At 38.8% G+C, this 14,577-nt stretch carries 16 protein-coding genes and 1 pseudogene; 8 read left to right on the forward strand and 9 right to left on the reverse strand.

The annotated features are described in order from the left end of the window. Positions 1-643 precede the first annotated feature (643 nt). From Q0Q74_RS13040 to Q0Q74_RS13050, 3 genes are read left to right on the forward strand one after another with little or no spacing between them, the layout of a single operon-like run. A complete protein-coding gene (locus Q0Q74_RS13040) occupies positions 644-871 on the forward strand; it encodes a hypothetical protein (RefSeq protein WP_294431525.1) in 228 nt (75 codons plus the stop codon). Then, a complete protein-coding gene (locus Q0Q74_RS13045) occupies positions 868-1,281 on the forward strand; it encodes a PIN domain-containing protein (protein WP_294431529.1) in 414 nt (137 codons plus the stop codon). Before Q0Q74_RS13040 ends, Q0Q74_RS13045 begins: the two co-directional genes overlap by 4 nt. A 10-nt stretch (positions 1,282-1,291) precedes the next feature. Further along, positions 1,292-2,002, forward strand: a complete 711-nt coding sequence (locus Q0Q74_RS13050; RefSeq protein WP_294431531.1) for a hypothetical protein — start codon at positions 1,292-1,294, stop codon at positions 2,000-2,002. Between the two features lie 228 nt (positions 2,003-2,230). On the opposite strand, the gene Q0Q74_RS13055 is transcribed toward Q0Q74_RS13050, so the two are convergent. The 5 genes from Q0Q74_RS13055 to Q0Q74_RS13075 form a co-directional block, all read right to left on the reverse strand. Next, entirely contained in the window at positions 2,231-2,764 is a 534-nt protein-coding gene (locus tag Q0Q74_RS13055; protein ID WP_294431534.1) for a hypothetical protein, read from the reverse strand. Positions 2,765-2,781: 17 nt separating this feature from the next. Beyond that, positions 2,782-6,075, reverse strand: coding sequence for a CHAT domain-containing protein (locus tag Q0Q74_RS13060; protein WP_294431537.1), 3,294 nt, complete (start codon positions 6,073-6,075; stop codon positions 2,782-2,784). A 15-nt stretch (positions 6,076-6,090) separates the two neighbouring features. After that, on the reverse strand, positions 6,091-6,762 hold the full coding sequence (locus Q0Q74_RS13065) for a hypothetical protein (protein WP_294431539.1): 672 nt from the start codon (positions 6,760-6,762) through the stop codon (positions 6,091-6,093). Between the two features lie 93 nt (positions 6,763-6,855). Continuing rightward, positions 6,856-7,557, reverse strand: a complete 702-nt coding sequence (locus tag Q0Q74_RS13070) for a hypothetical protein (protein ID WP_294431541.1) — start codon at positions 7,555-7,557, stop codon at positions 6,856-6,858. Positions 7,558-7,612: 55 nt separating this feature from the next. After that, positions 7,613-8,101 carry a hypothetical protein gene (locus tag Q0Q74_RS13075; RefSeq protein WP_294431544.1) on the reverse strand — a complete coding sequence of 163 codons (489 nt, stop codon included), beginning with the start codon at positions 8,099-8,101 and terminating at the stop codon, positions 7,613-7,615. A gap of 163 nt (positions 8,102-8,264) precedes the next feature. On the opposite strand from Q0Q74_RS13075, the gene Q0Q74_RS13080 reads away from it, so the two are divergent. Continuing rightward, positions 8,265-8,585, forward strand: coding sequence for a helix-turn-helix transcriptional regulator (locus tag Q0Q74_RS13080; protein ID WP_294431546.1), 321 nt, complete (start codon positions 8,265-8,267; stop codon positions 8,583-8,585). Positions 8,586-8,683: 98 nt separating this feature from the next. Here Q0Q74_RS13080 and Q0Q74_RS13085 read toward each other — a convergent pair whose 3' ends face one another. The 3 genes from Q0Q74_RS13085 to Q0Q74_RS13095 form a co-directional block, all read right to left on the reverse strand. Further along, on the reverse strand, positions 8,684-9,289 hold the full coding sequence (locus Q0Q74_RS13085) for a flavodoxin (RefSeq protein WP_294431548.1): 606 nt from the start codon (positions 9,287-9,289) through the stop codon (positions 8,684-8,686). After that, positions 9,286-9,837 carry a flavodoxin gene (locus tag Q0Q74_RS13090; protein ID WP_294431550.1) on the reverse strand — a complete coding sequence of 184 codons (552 nt, stop codon included), beginning with the start codon at positions 9,835-9,837 and terminating at the stop codon, positions 9,286-9,288. Before Q0Q74_RS13090 ends, Q0Q74_RS13085 begins: the two co-directional genes overlap by 4 nt. A 147-nt stretch (positions 9,838-9,984) precedes the next feature. Further along, complete coding sequence (locus Q0Q74_RS13095) at positions 9,985-10,476, reverse strand: flavodoxin (protein ID WP_294431551.1); 492 nt, start codon at positions 10,474-10,476, stop codon at positions 9,985-9,987. A gap of 113 nt (positions 10,477-10,589) precedes the next feature. Between Q0Q74_RS13095 and Q0Q74_RS13100 the strand changes: the two genes are divergently transcribed. Both Q0Q74_RS13100 and Q0Q74_RS13105 read left to right on the forward strand, forming a co-directional pair. Then, entirely contained in the window at positions 10,590-11,444 is an 855-nt protein-coding gene (locus Q0Q74_RS13100; RefSeq protein ID WP_294431553.1) for a LysR family transcriptional regulator, read from the forward strand. A 35-nt stretch (positions 11,445-11,479) separates the two neighbouring features. Next, complete coding sequence (locus Q0Q74_RS13105) at positions 11,480-12,010, forward strand: NUDIX domain-containing protein (protein ID WP_294431555.1); 531 nt, start codon at positions 11,480-11,482, stop codon at positions 12,008-12,010. 121 nt (positions 12,011-12,131) lie between these two features. Here Q0Q74_RS13105 and Q0Q74_RS13110 read toward each other — a convergent pair whose 3' ends face one another. Next, on the reverse strand, positions 12,132-13,478 hold the full coding sequence (locus Q0Q74_RS13110; RefSeq protein WP_294431558.1) for an MATE family efflux transporter: 1,347 nt from the start codon (positions 13,476-13,478) through the stop codon (positions 12,132-12,134). 195 nt (positions 13,479-13,673) lie between these two features. Between Q0Q74_RS13110 and Q0Q74_RS13115 the strand changes: the two are divergent. Continuing rightward, positions 13,674-13,826 (forward strand): annotated as a pseudogene (locus Q0Q74_RS13115) (VOC family protein); the annotation flags it as partial. A 25-nt stretch (positions 13,827-13,851) separates the two neighbouring features. Continuing rightward, positions 13,852-14,502: an HAD family hydrolase gene (locus Q0Q74_RS13120; protein ID WP_294431561.1), complete on the forward strand. Its 651-nt coding sequence runs from the start codon at positions 13,852-13,854 to the stop codon at positions 14,500-14,502. Positions 14,503-14,577: the final 75 nt, after the last annotated feature.

The raw sequence follows: 14,577 nt of genomic DNA on the forward strand, positions 1-14,577 counted from the left end.
TTGTCACCTGATACACACCATAGCCAAGTTGTGGCATTTTAATTCCGTTTGATAAAGTCTTATATTCCATTTTAGGCCTCCTAAAAGTAAATTGTTTTCTAAAATAAGAGTAGCGTGCAGACAGACCTTTTGTACAATAAAACTTTCGTAATGCGGTATTCGTTATGCGCATAGCGCATTAGTTAATAATTTCCTTACAGAACGAGCCATAAGGCTCATTCGCCGTGCGCATACTCGCTTCGCTCGTTTGCATGAGAGGAAATTATTTATCGCGCCGCTCTTGCGGCTTGCGCATAGCAGACATAGCAGGATACAGGGCGTTCCCCTTCGGTCTGTCATTGCCGTGTTTAGACACGGCAATCCCATGCCTTCGGGTCGCTATGTCCGCACTTCGCTTACGCTCATTCTTCCGCTCTCTTCGTTCGCTACAGAACGCCTTCGGCGGTGCTCCCAGCGCTAACGCATTTTTTCCTAAACCATTTTCTACAAACACAAATATTTTCGTCGCTTAATTAGGCCTTTTTATTTTCTCTCACACCTGCCCTTTAAACTTCCTTCTGAACTTTACAAATCATTCAAATAATTCACAAAAAATCTGATTTCGTGGTATAATATAAACATCTTCATAAATGGAGGTGGAACCATGCTTTCAGTAAACGGTTATTATGACGGTAACGGATATGTTACGGAAGGAAACATAGCTGTAAAAACAAATCAAAAAGTAATAATAACTCTTTTAGATGATTATGTACCTGTGCGACCACATCGTTCTATTTCTGAAATTAAGTCTTATATGGACGGTTCAAAAAAGTCTGTTCCAGATGGTATTTCGACCGTAGATTATATCCGCCAACTCAGAGAAGAAGCATGAGCAAGATATATTTTGATACTACTCCTATAATTTATTTTCTTGATGACGAAAAGCCTTTTTCGGATAAAATGTTAGCATTTATATGCAATCATCAGAATGAAGATGATTTTTATCTTACTTCTACAATAACAGATGCAGAATATCTTGTTTTCCCATACAGAATGGAATCCGACGAAAAGGTAAAGGCGTATGAAACTTTTTTAAAAGATTTTTATTTTCAGATAATAGAACCGAATCGTGCAATAACAAAAACAGCCGCAAAACTCAGAGCCAAATACAAAGGTCTAAAAGGAATGGATGCAATTCACATTGCAACAAGCATATATTATAACTGTGACATTTTTCTTACAAATGACGCTCAATTAAAACAAGTTTCTGAAGCCAATATTTTATTGGTTGATGATATGTAGAAAATGATTTATGACATTGAATGATTTTATAACTCTTCAGGAACAATATACAAAGCATGAATTGTGCCAAAATATGGCAGAAACTCTTGTTGCAACAACAAAAGAAAGACTTTACCGTCATTCTCATGAATATAATTGGACAATTTCGTATTTGGAACATACTGACAAAAATAAAGTTTTTCTGATAACCAAAAAAAATAAGAACTTCCCTAAAATATGGGTAAGCAGCACATACACAAGGTATAGAGCGGCATTCAAAAAATATCTAAAGGAATATTTTGCAATTGATAACATCCCATTTGATTTTCATGTTGATCATATGCAATCAAAAGTTTTTTTCAAAAATAAATATCCTGAATATTTTATACGATTATTTCTGCTTGATAAAAAGATTAATTGTTATTATGGATGTAAATATGAAAAATTGCAGGCTTCCTATGAAAAAAACAGGGAGCCAAATGGTGGTTATCATATGAGTTTCATTCAAATTGCAAAAATGTATGGATTCAGCCTGCCAGATTTGCATACATCTTTAGAACAAATGGAACAATGGGCTCTCAAATTTGCAGAATATTTAGAATTACTTGGATATGAGCAAAAAGAATGGAATTATCCAGGAATTATTTCAACATTGAATGCCACATATAAAAATGTAAATATTAATCATGTCTACCATACGCCCTATGGAAGAGTTGAAATACATCAAAATTTTTTAGATTAATTCAGGTGGTTAAAAAAAATCCCATGAGAATTGCATTTTAAGAAAAATGCTTAAAAAACATTGTTTACGGACTTTGAGGACTCCCTTCAAAATGAATGTGCTTTGTATTCCGCAGTTGATTATATCATCACTAATAATGTTAATGACTTTAAGAACGCTCCTGTACCGGTGATTAGTCCTGAAGAATTTGTCAGATTGATGAGTGCGGAATAAATCGATTGAAGATTTTTATTCCGCATATTTTTCAAGGACATAAGCCCTGCCTTTTGCATTATACATTGAAGCGATTTTAAACAGCAATTCTAAATCCTCGCAGTCATATTCAATATGAATATATTTTTCCCCATTTTCAAATTGCTTCACACTGTAGCCTTCCAGTTCACAGCAAGGTGCTATATCACAAATGTCTTTCATATCTGCAAGATAAATCAAATTCATGCTGACATCAAAAAACTCTTTGCAGGCATCGACCGTTTTTGAATACTCTTTCGAATTTGTGATGTATTTTGAAAAAATATAGTAAGCGGTTGGCAATTCAGAATCATAAAATGTTACGCCTGATTTGTTACTGTTTTTGTTGTCTGTCATAAAAAGGCATAAAATGCAGCCTTCGTCATCGCTGAGTTCTATTAGTTCAAAAGTCTGACCATATACTCCTGTGCGATATAATGTTTTTGTTGTAAAATCTTGTGCAGAAAGTGCCGCAGAAGATAAAAGTGCCAACAGCACTGCTATAAGAATTTTTGCGTTTTTCATTTTCATTATGCTACCTCCAAAAATTATTCATACACTACAAACGCCGCCCAATAGTATGGATGGCTATATTCATCACTATTGCGGAATTCATTTTTCACTTTGCGATATGCTTCTGAATATGACATTCCGCCTTTAACTTTCTTGTACATTCGTGACATGAATTCAGCCGTCGCTTCATCATCAACGCTCCAGAGAGTTACACCGACATTTCTAGAACCAGCGACCATAAAAGCGCGAGACAGTCCGACCATACCTTCACCCTTTTTGATTTCTCCTAGTCCTGTCTGACAGGCAGAGAGGCAGACCATCTGTGCACTCAGATTTAAGGTTGCTGCCTCTCCGATTGTCAGATAGCCGTCATCGTCGGATTCGGTAAGTTTTCCCGAAACTTCTGAAAAAAGGACACTGGACATTTCGCTTAAATCTGAATCAAAATATCCGTGACAGGCAAAATGCACAGTTGCATATTTTGAAAGCAAGCCATCTTTTGAAATCTTTTTTAATGTTGCCTCGCTCGCCATTTTTTGGGATTCTACTTGTGCCTTGGAAAATATTGCTTTTTGCAGTGTTTCAACCTCAACAATTGTTCCGGGTAAATCATGCCAGTTCATTTTTTTCTGCTCAAAATATTGTTTGGAGCCTTCATTTTTTAGAATATTCTGCAAATCTTCCACAGACAGATTTGTTTGTCTTTCAACAGCAGCAAAACCTCTGTCTTTTCCGCGATTTCCGTTTCCCCTCAATGTCTGATTATGTTCTTCCTCGGAAAGGGATTTGTCGTACCATGCGCCACCGAACAGCAAGGCATCAGTTGAACTGGATTTTACTTTATCAGCAATCATGCTTACAGAAACGGAAGGAGATACTCCTATTGAGTATTTCTTACCGAAGTCAGCTGAATCAGAATCTTCTCGCAATATGTCAAACGGCAAAAACGATAAATTTCCGTCTGGAACAATAAGCACATCTTTTATGCCTTTAATATATGGCAAAACAGGTTGAATAAGTTTTTCATATAGTTCATTTCTCTGCATTTCAAAAGTTACTTCGGACTTTATAGGGCGGTGCGTTATCGCTTCCCGCAAAGAACTGATTGCAGAATTGTAATCATAAGATGAATCTAAAGGAACTGCTGTGATTTTTTTGTTCGTAACTACAAGGCAATAGGACGAGAATTTTATTTCATCGGCACATTTTCGTGTATTTTGTTCTTTTAAAATTTCGCAGTCATCAAGAATTTCTGAATTCCACATCACATATTCAAGAATCGCGCGATTTTTACCGCACCACTTCTGAGCGTCCTTCACCTTTGCCGTCTGCGGATTGCGGAGCAGGGCATAGGATGGAAGTCGCTTTGCGATTTTGTCATCGAGTTTTGAAAGCTCATTTTCAGCCGCAGAAATAGTTTTTTCTGCCTGTGACATTCTTTCAGAATCACGTTCATTTATACTCAAATTGCTTTGCGCTTCTATTTCTTTTCTTGCAATAGATATTTGCGCTGTAAGTTCCTTTATCTGTTCGCGTTCAGAATTTGTTACGCCATCAAGGGATAAAGCTCGCTCAAGTCCAATCTGGTCAAGAAATCCACGGCTACGGAGCATTTCTGAATATTCAAAAGCCTTTGTTGGATTGTTGTTCTTTGCCTCAAAGTCAACAGCGTAATAATAAATAGGAAGGATTTCTTTTAGAATATCAGATTTTTTTGATGCCATATCAAGACGAGCGCGTTCCGTTGTGTCTGTTGCAAGAGAAATCATTTCTTGGAAGAAATCTGTTTCATTTGAAAAAGATTTCAGCCCGACGGTTATATAAAAAGCTCTCATCGCGCTATTTATTGTGCTATCGTAAAATACCGTGTTCCTCCGCAATTCAAAACTTTTTCTAAAACATTCAGCAGATTTTTTTATATTCTGAAAATTAGGATTTTTATATAGAACTCCAAGCGAATAATAAGCGGTCGCTTCTGTTCCTGTATAACCTAGCGCATGAGCCCGTTTACAGACTTCGGTTTGAAAGTATTCAGACTTTTCATAATCATCAAGACAGAAATACGCAGTTGCAATACTACCACATACGGATAATATTTCTTCTGTGTCTTCCATTTGCAATTCAATATATAAATCCAATGATTTTTTATAAAACGATAAAGCTATTTCATATTCTTTTTTTAAGCCATAAATCAGCCCCATCGAATGATACAAATCTGCCATGCCAGGCGTTTTTTCGCCCCAATACTTCTTACTTGTTTCCATAGACTTTTGGCAGTAAAAAATGGCATTTTCATAATCACCTTTATTACTGTAGACTTCACTTATACTTGACAGAACATTTGCTAAATTTTGATGCGAATTCTTTTCATAATAGTCTTTGCCTTTCAGAAGAATTGCAAGGGCACGAGAATCATCCCCCAGTAAGGCATAGCATTTTTCTATTTCCGCTAAATAAACTGCAATGGATGCGGGATTATTCTCTCCATAGTTCTCATCAAAAATTGCAATGGCCTTGTATCCATAATTCAGCGACTGATTTATATTTGTGATTTGCCTGTAATAGTCTGCAAAACTTTGGTATAAATATGCAAAACTTATATTATTCGGCTGTAGGAGAGAATTGTAAATTTTTTCGGTTCTTTGTAAATTCTCAAAGGCACTTGTATAATTTTTTGTAGCAGTATAAGCCTCAGCTAAATCTATTAAGCTTTCTGCAAATTCCAAAGAATTTTCACCTGCGACAAGTTGTCTTATTTCTGCCGCTCTTGTAAATTTTTGAATTGATTCATTAAAATTGCCACATTGCAATTCCATGTAGCCGACATCTCTGTAAGCATTAGATGTTTTTATATGTTTGTCGCCATAAATTTTTAAATTTATTGAAAGTTCCTTTTTAAAATATGTTAGAGCATTTTTAAATTCGCCAATAGCCTCGTAAACATTGCCTATTTCTAGGGCGGTATCTGAGGCAAACTTTGCTGCATTGTCTTTTGTTTCTGTTATTGATTTGTTTGAGTGTATTTTTGACGATTCAAAAACTTCCAAAGCCTTTTTCAAGTTATAAATTGCTTTATTGTATTCTCCGATTTTTGAGTAACATACTCCAATTAAGAAATAATCATTACCTATGTAAATATGATTTATGCCATAAATTGATTTATCATCCGGCAAATTCTTTTCGTAGTAAGTAACAGCATTTATATAATCACATTTGTCAAAATAATCGTTTGCTATTTGAAAAGTTGATTTTGAATTTTGAGAAAATACGAAGGTATGAGCGATAAAAAAGAAAATTGCAGATATAAAAATAGATTTCCTAGATTTCATGGTTTTCTCCAAATTTTAATGAACTTGAATCATATTAAGTTCGTCATTTTGGTTGTTGATAATTTCTATATTTTTATTTCCTTGCTGAAATAAGAAAATCAGAGTTGTGAATATAACTATGAGAATTACAGGTGCTAAAGATAAAAATATGTTTGCAGAATTTTTTATCAAGTAATAAATGATACCTCCACATACGCAAAGAGAAAGAATTGATATCAATGTGCTTGCCCACATATTTACTTTTGTTACAGAAAAGTCAAACTCTTTTGTGGGGTTCCAACGGCTTCCTGTTGTCTTCGGATTCAAGAACACCTCATACAAAGGTCCGATTTCGCTTCTTTCAAGCAAAGAAACATTCTGTTCCCAATTCTTCTGCCAGAATTTAGAACCCTTGTTTACCATGTGCCAGGCAACGGAAAAGAAAAAGCCAAGCCCTGATAAAACAGAAATTACAGGGACAAAAAAAGAATAAGTAACGGGACAATCTGCATATTTACAAAGGACTGCGAACAAGGCTGCATAAATAACAGTTATGAAAGCCCAAAAGAAACCTGTTCGCTTCCAATACAAATCAATCTCAAATTTTCTGATATCGAGAGCTTCCTTTAATGCACGAGAACGCATCCGCTCTGTTTCAGACGATTTATCATCTGGAAAAAGATTGAGATATTCTTCTTCTTTTGTCACATGTTTTGCATTTCGTTTATTCTTGCTCATAACAGCCTCTATAAGAAATCAGCCTTGCAGTTATATGAACCACAAGGCTGAAAATATGAAGTTTTAATTAGTGTACAACTCAAACCAAGAGCAATATCTTGAGTTATTTACAACTACAATATGAAAATTTCCATCCCATCTAGGAACGAAACTGCACCATGCGCTTGAACTATACGAGGTGTCTTTATCAATGAGATTCCAATTTGAATCATAAATATACAAGTCCAAATCAGCACCGTCCGTAGAATAAATATCTACTTCTGCATATCGTCCAGCTACAAATCCGACATTATAGTATGAAGCTCTGCTCTTACCGTAAACATAACTGAAATCATATTTTGGTCCGCCGAAAGCACCTCGAGTTCCTGCCTTTACCAATTTTTCAACTGTCTTTGCATAAGCAAGCAATGTCTTGTCTTTTCCTGCAAGTTTTTTACCATCAGCAAGCAACTGTTCTGCGGTGTACTGTTTCTTTTCTGACTGAGATTCCTTTGCACCAGATTCATCTTGGGTTGCTTTTGTTTTCATTTCCTGTTTTGGAATTTGTGCAAGGATTTCTGCAGCACAAAGTAATGATGATGCAGAACCATTTTTGTAGCCGTATTCTGCAAGCTGGAATGCAGTTTGAATTGAAGCCATTTCTTCTGAAACTGGAGCCTTCAATTCTTCCTTCGCCTCAATCGCAGGTTGTTTTTCTGCCTGAGCAAAGACAGAAGTTGCAAGTAACGCGCCAACTAAAAACAAGCCGATTTTTTTCATTTTCATGGGAATTCTCCTTAAATTTGATTTTTATGTAAAAAGATTTCTAAAAATCCTTTTATTACCGTATTAATGGAATAATATCAGTCCAATAAGAATCTGAATCCTTATCATAATTGTTTATAACGACATAAGGATATGCCGGGTCTCTTGTTATCAATGCAACACTTACATCACAGTTTCTCTGTTTCATCAGAGCCTTAACAGAAGATGCTAAATCCTTGTTTGGATTTACTCGTCGCATGTGGTCAAAGTCAATTACATATCCCATTGATTCAATCCATGCAGGAACATATCTATCTACGATGGATTTTCCGTAGCCGTCGTGGTATGTGTATGTGTCGTAAAGCCAATAATGGATTTTTCCAAAACCTTCAATATAAGCCCAACCATCCTGCTCTTTGTAAGATTCAGAAACATCGTAAAACCATTTTCCGTTTAGTGTTACTCCTGAATCCCAATGCCAGCCGCCACTTTCTATTGGTGGTTCTTCTGCAAATACAGCAAAAGTCATAAATAAAAAAGACAAAATTAACAATTTCTTTTTCATAAAATTCATCTCCTCCCCAAAATAACTTATTTTAAGTACAAAAATGGAAAACTATTCCTACTCATAATACAAAACAAACCTATTTAGAATAAGTTACAAGGTATTTTGCTTATTTTACATAAGTTCAAAAATTGAAATTATCAATGCAAAATATACTTAACTCATGGAATCACAAGAATTAAGGGAAACATTAAGTCAAAATCTCAAGAAATATCGGAAAATAAAGGGCTGGTCGCAGTTTGAACTGGCGGAAAAGGCTGAAATTTCAGAGCAGACGGTTAACTCGATAGAAGGTTTACGGCTTTGGCCTAGCGATAAGACTTTAGCAAAAATTGCGAATGTGCTTGAAGTTGAAATGTACCGTCTTTTTGTTCCTCAAAAACTGACATTACAATCTGAGGCGATTTCTGAATTGAAACATGCCGTTGTAAAAACTGTAGAAAATCTTGTCCATGATACTTTAAGCGATTGGGAAAATCAGTAAGATAAGAACAGAAAAAATTCCCCACTTACCCGAAAAAGTGATTTCTAAGGAGAATTCTTTTTAGAGTTTGCCTTTTTTACAACCCTTCACTTCCTCTTTTACAACCCCTTTGCCCAGTCTTTTATTTTCTGCTCGGATTTTGCGGTGTCGCTGTGGCTTAGAATCAGCATGTTCTTGCTGACGGTGGCCTTTGGTTCTGCGGTGGCGATTTCTTGCTCTATTCCCGCGCTTCTGCTTCCTCCGTGGGTGACGGAAAGATAAATCGTTTTGCCGCTCAAATCGTATTCGTCAAGGAAGGCCTGCACGGCGAGGGGCATTTTGTACCACCAGACCGGGCAGACGATGACGATTTTGTCATACTGCGCCATGTTCTGAACGCGCTTTAAGAGCTTTGGTTTTACATTTTTCCGCTGCTCGCTCTGTGTTGCGTTGAAAATCTGTTTGTAGTCACGGGGATAGTGGTCGCCCGTGTCGATTTCAAAGAGGTCTGCGCTTTCTCCAAGCGTGTCGGCGACCGTCATGGCGATGAACTGGGCATTTCCAAAGTGCCTTCCGTCTTTGATTGTCACGCTGGCTCCGCTTGTTGCGTCCAACGCTTCCTTTCCGCTGTCAATGGGAAAGGAAAAGTATGCGACCAGTGTTTTAGCCGATGCCGTCATTGTGAGGGCAAGAGCCAGTGATAAAGTCAGAATTGTTTTTTTCATTTTGCCACTCCTATTTTTTTGAGCCATGCATCTATGTCTGCCTGCTTTGGATTTGTCGTGCCGTAGCTTTCCTTATGACTGGCAGTTGGAGTTGCATCCACAATTGCCTGAAGCGTTTCCGCGCGGTAAGTAGCCTGATACGTGCAGAATGGAATGACGGTCTTGCCTTTAAGGTCGGCTGCATGTTCTTCAAGGAAATGCGTCATCAGCGTTGGAGCAGTGTGCCACCAGACAGGCACGCCCACAAAAACCGTGTCGTATTTTGAAAAGTCGGGGGCGGCTTTTACTGTGCGGATTTTTCCACCGTCAAGCTCCTTCTTCACGATGTCGGCGCAGTCTTTGTATGAAGTCGGGTAGGCTTCTGTCGGCTCAATCTTAAAGAGTTCCCCGCCGGTAGATGAAGAAATCATCTTTGCCATTTTTTCTGTTGTCCCACTCCAGCTAAAATACATAACTAGCGTTTTTGAGTTTTTCGTGTTCTGAGCGAAAAGTCCGCCTGTCGTGATAAGCGTGATGATTGCCACTGCAAAAATTGATTTGATTTTCATTTTTTCCTCCAGATATTTATGTGTAAGATGCGCAAGGGATTGTAGCACCTGCGAAGCAGTTCCGAAGCGTAAGCGTAGGAATGAGCCGCGCAAGACGGCGAAGTGCGAAAAGCCCGACCGCCGCTTGTCGGCGGTTGCGCCCAGATTTTATTTTTTAAGCCCAAGCTTTGTAAGCCACTTTTCTACAGACTTGCCGGCACCGTCTTCTGCTTCTTTCATAGAAACAGGAAGACCTTCAAGAACGGTTGCGCCCCTTGCCTTTTCACGAACGGTTTTATAGGTTCCGCCGTCTCTGCTTCCCATATGTGTGTTGAAAGGCACGACTGTTTTTTCCGAAAAATCCACGGTGTCAAAAAGCGTGTAGATAATCATGGGGAAGGTGTACCACCACATCGGGTAACCGATAAAAACAGTGTCGTAGTCAGAAAGGTCAATTGCATTTTTGATTGCAGGACGTTGGTCTTCGTCGTGTTCCTTTTTAGCGTAGGCTGCCAGCGCGTCATAGTGGTCGCGGTTTTTGTCGTAAGGAATTACCGGTTCAATTTCCAGAAGGTCGCCGCCAGTCTGACGGGCGATTTCTTCTGCCAGATGCCTTGTTGAATCGTATACTGAAAAATAAAGAATAAGTGTCTTTGCCATTTGTTTGCTCCTTGTGATTTTTAATATAACCTAAGGAATCGCCATTTGAACAATCAAACTTTTTTATCGCAGTATACGTTGCACGTATAGCAAACTCATGTTAAAATACTAATATGATAGAAACTTACATCCTTCAAAATCTTGTCGCCTTTGCGGACAGTGGAACGCTTGTTGCCGCAAGTGAAATTGTGAATGTAACCCAGCCGTCACTTACGCGTTCTCTTCAAAAACTGGAAGAGCTTCTTGGGGTGCGGCTTTTTGACAGGACTAAAAATACAATCTCGCTGAATCAGACCGGCCGACTTGCCGTGGACTATGCCCGCCGAATTCTTGCGCTTCAGAACGAGATGGAAAATGAGCTTCTTGATTTTTACAAGCGGACGAGGGAAATTAAAATTGCTTCAATTGCGCCAATGCCGCTTTATGTTTTGACTCAAAAGTTTAACAAGACTTTTCCAAAGACTAAAATAACCGGCCAGATGAAAAACGAAAATGATGAGCTTTTTTCACTGCTGGAAAAAGACAAGGCTCAAATTATAATCACAACAATTAACCGCTCGGACGAACGCTTTTTTGCAACAGAGATTTTTGAAGAACATCTCAAAGTATTGCTTCCAAAAAGTCACAGCCTGGCCAATCGTAAATCTGTAAAACTCAAAGAACTTGCAGGCGAAACCTTCATAATGCTTTCAGAACTTGGATTCTGGTCCAATGCGGTTAAGCATGCAATTCCCGATGCAAAGTTTATTGAGCAGGATGACATTACAGACCTGAGGGATATAATTGCACATTCAACACTTCCAGCATTCGCAACGGATTACACTGAACAGGCAGACCATCTTCCTGCCTTAAAAAAAACAAGCCGTGTAGCCGTTCCAATTGAAGACGAGGAAGTGAATGTTAAGTTTTATGCCGTGTGCAGGGTTGAAATGATGAGGCAACTGAATTCTGTGCGTAAACAACCTTGAGCTCTAAATTGAACACATGACGGGAAAGCTGGAAAATGAATCAAGAAGAACTTTTGCTTAATCTGGAAGATAAGGAATGGCCGCTTACAACAATTAATCATGACAGAATGATTGCCCGCGCAATAGTTGTAGATGATGAAGAGAATTTCTATTTTGTCAGAGCAAACAGAGATGATGATTTTGGTAAGGCAACTCTTATTGAAACTGCGGGCGGTGGCGTTGAATCAGGAGAAGATCTGGACACTGCCATCAGACGAGAGCTTAATGAAGAACTCGGTGTTGATGTAGAAGTGCTTTGCAAGATTGGTCTTGTCAGCGATTACTACAATCTGATTCACAGACATAACATCAATAACTATTTCCTATGCAAAATTGTATCTTTTGGAGAAAAACATTTAACAAAAGATGAAATTGAAGATTTTCATCTTTCTACTCTAAAATTAAAATATGAAGAAGCTTTAGCTGAATATGAAAAATGCAGATGCACAAGTCTTGGAAGGCTTGTTGCAAACAGAGAGGTGCCAGTTCTTAAGAGAGCAAAGGAATTGCTGAGTCAGGGTAACTGACAATCTCTTTTATTTCCAGATTTGCGCAAAGGGAATCCCTGAGCAGATGAACACTTATGCCAGCATGACAATCACGGATTAAAAAGTGTCCATGGCCAGTCAGTTCTTTAAATAGTTTCATTTATATGATTCCTTTCTTTCTCTTCCTTTCCAACATCAAAAACACAATCCCGCACAAGGTAATCTGCACAAAAGTTGAAGACGGTGTTGCAAGTCCGATTCTGAAAAGCGTTGGATTCACCGTGCGGCTCATCAAATATGAAACAGGAATACGAACACCGAAAGCTCCCACGATTCCCTGAATCATAACAAAGGAAGTTTTTCCGCATCCATTAAAATATCCGATAAAACAAAAGAGAAATGAAACAAAAAGTGTGTCGATGGCGTAGGCCTTAAGATAAGAATGGGCAGCTGAAATTACTTCCTTGTCTTTAGAGAAAATGGCAGCCAAAAGATTTCCGTGGAAGAAGGCAAAATAGCCCATAATCACACCACAAGCCAGAGAGGCCGCAATAGAATACAGCAATGCTTTTTTTGCACGGTCATATTTTTCGGCTCCAATATTCTGGGCTACAAATGCGCTCAAAGACTGAGAAAATGCAGAAGGAACAAGCATAATAAATCCGCAGACACGTTCTGCTACTCCTACACCCGCAGATGCAATCAAGCCAAGCCGGTTGATGATTGCCGCTATCACAAGGAAAGATACAGTAACAAGTCCGTCCTGCAAGGAAATCGGTGCACCAGTTTTGATTACCAGAGTCACAAGATTTCCCTTCCAGTGGATATTCTTTTTTGAAAAAGTAAATGGAAGCCCTCGTTTTTTTGCAATAATCAGACAAAATAGAACACTCAAAGCCTGTGCAATAACAGTAGCCAGAGCAGCCCCACTTGCCGCCATGTGAAAAACGGCAACAAAAAGAAGATCTCCAAAAATGTTAATTATGCAGGCAACAAAAACTGTAAGAAGCGGGGTTTTTGAATCTCCCATTCCACGGAAAACTCCGCCCATCATATTGTAGGCAGTAATAAAAACAGTTCCTGCCGAACAGATATGAACGTACATACAGGTTTTATCAAAAGCTTCTTTTGGAGTCTGCATAAGAAGAGCAAAGGGACGGGTGAGAAAAATCATCAATACAGTAACAATAAGGGCAAGAAAAGCAAAAAAGATTACGCTTGTTCCGACAATATCTGCAGCCAGTTTTTTTTTACCAGCCCCTAAAGCCTGTCCCATCTGAATGGTTGTACCCATGGCAAGACCAACGATTATAAAAGTAATGGTCTGCATCATCATAGTTCCGGTTGCAACCGCAGAAACATCAGAGGCATTTCCAAACTGACCTACAATCAGTAAATCAACCGCACCGTAAAAAGACTGTAAAAACAAAGCCCCAAGAACTGGAAGCGCAAAACGAAGAAGCCGGGGAGCAATTCTCCCGGAAGTAAACAAAGTTGTCTCAGACATAAGTCCTCCAAAAACAAAAAAGGCTGGATAAAATTCAGGTATTTCAACCTGCACCTTATCCAGCCTGTCATTTCCATTTGAATGACACGCCCTCCGCGTGAGCAACATCATATTATATAATCTGAGGAAAAAAATCAACGACGGGTATCTTCATTCATTGCACTTCTCGTTTTAATTATATGTGATGTTCCGAAATACGCCGCTGTGGATAAAGAATACGAAAACGCCTTGGCCAACGGCGCACAGTCCGTTATGCCGCCGACCACAGAGCCGTGGGGACAGCGCACCTCTTATGTGGCAGACCCCGACGGCAATTTGATTGAAATCGGGTCTTTTATAAAAGAATGAAAGTATATAGGATGAAATCACAAAAATGATAAAAACGCTATTTTTTGACGTGGGTTATACCCTCATAAACGAAGATGCAGTCTGGCGACAGAGATGCAGGGAGCAGGCAGAAGAAAAAGACGCACTTGCCCTGGGCCTCACTCCATCCGACATAATGAATGATGTCCTTGAAGCGACAAATTCTTTTAAGCCTCAGTTCCAGACGGTTATCGACAAGCACAAGCTTTCCAGAATGGTGCCTTACCGCGAGGAATTTGAAGTCCTCTACCCGGAGGTAAAAGCTGTTCTGAAAAGTCTTTCCAAAAAATACAGGCTGGGAATAATCGCAAACCAAAGCAAGGGGCTTTTTGACCGGCTGGTAAAACTTGGAATAGCAGAATACTTTGAGCCGGAGCTTGTGATTTCTTCCAGCGAAAAAAATCTGCACAAGCCTGACATCAGGATTTTTGAGCTGGCTCTGGAAAAGTCCGGGGATTCGGCTTCTGAAAGCGTGATGATAGGAGACCGGATTGACAACGACGTAAAACCCGCAAAGCAGCTGGGAATGAAAAGCATTCGGATAAAAAGAGGCATCGCTTCCAGTCAAAAGGCTCCGTCAGCAGAATACGAAGCAGATTTTACGATAAGGAACCTGTATGAACTGGAAGGAATTTTAGATAAAATGCAAAAGGAATGATTTAAGCTTACGTTCGGCAGCGGCCAGATGAAAAACGAAAATGATGAGCTTTTTTCACTGCTGGAAAAAGACAAG

Source organism: uncultured Treponema sp. (assembly GCF_946187725.1).
Classification (GTDB): Bacteria; Spirochaetota; Spirochaetia; order Treponematales; family Treponemataceae; genus Treponema_D.

Bases quoted from the DNA above. Each gene is read 5' to 3' on its own strand.
- Q0Q74_RS13040 (WP_294431525.1), top strand. From the start codon at position 644: ATGCTTTCAGTAAACGGTTATTATGACGGTAACGGATATGTTACGGAA.
- Q0Q74_RS13095 (WP_294431551.1), bottom strand. From the start codon at position 10,476: ATGGCAAAGACACTTATTCTTTATTTTTCAGTATACGATTCAACAAGG.
- Q0Q74_RS13075 (WP_294431544.1), bottom strand. From the start codon at position 8,101: ATGAAAAAGAAATTGTTAATTTTGTCTTTTTTATTTATGACTTTTGCT.
- Q0Q74_RS13100 (WP_294431553.1), top strand. From the start codon at position 10,590: ATGATAGAAACTTACATCCTTCAAAATCTTGTCGCCTTTGCGGACAGT.
- Q0Q74_RS13105 (WP_294431555.1), top strand. From the start codon at position 11,480: ATGAATCAAGAAGAACTTTTGCTTAATCTGGAAGATAAGGAATGGCCG.
- Q0Q74_RS13090 (WP_294431550.1), bottom strand. From the start codon at position 9,837: ATGAAAATCAAATCAATTTTTGCAGTGGCAATCATCACGCTTATCACG.
- Q0Q74_RS13060 (WP_294431537.1), bottom strand. From the start codon at position 6,075: ATGAAATCTAGGAAATCTATTTTTATATCTGCAATTTTCTTTTTTATC.
- Q0Q74_RS13045 (WP_294431529.1), top strand. From the start codon at position 868: ATGAGCAAGATATATTTTGATACTACTCCTATAATTTATTTTCTTGAT.
- Q0Q74_RS13055 (WP_294431534.1), bottom strand. From the start codon at position 2,764: ATGAAAATGAAAAACGCAAAAATTCTTATAGCAGTGCTGTTGGCACTT.
- Q0Q74_RS13120 (WP_294431561.1), top strand. From the start codon at position 13,852: ATGATAAAAACGCTATTTTTTGACGTGGGTTATACCCTCATAAACGAA.
- Q0Q74_RS13050 (WP_294431531.1), top strand. From the start codon at position 1,292: ATGACATTGAATGATTTTATAACTCTTCAGGAACAATATACAAAGCAT.
- Q0Q74_RS13085 (WP_294431548.1), bottom strand. From the start codon at position 9,289: ATGAAAAAAACAATTCTGACTTTATCACTGGCTCTTGCCCTCACAATG.
- Q0Q74_RS13080 (WP_294431546.1), top strand. From the start codon at position 8,265: ATGGAATCACAAGAATTAAGGGAAACATTAAGTCAAAATCTCAAGAAA.
- Q0Q74_RS13070 (WP_294431541.1), bottom strand. From the start codon at position 7,557: ATGAAAATGAAAAAAATCGGCTTGTTTTTAGTTGGCGCGTTACTTGCA.
- Q0Q74_RS13110 (WP_294431558.1), bottom strand. From the start codon at position 13,478: ATGTCTGAGACAACTTTGTTTACTTCCGGGAGAATTGCTCCCCGGCTT.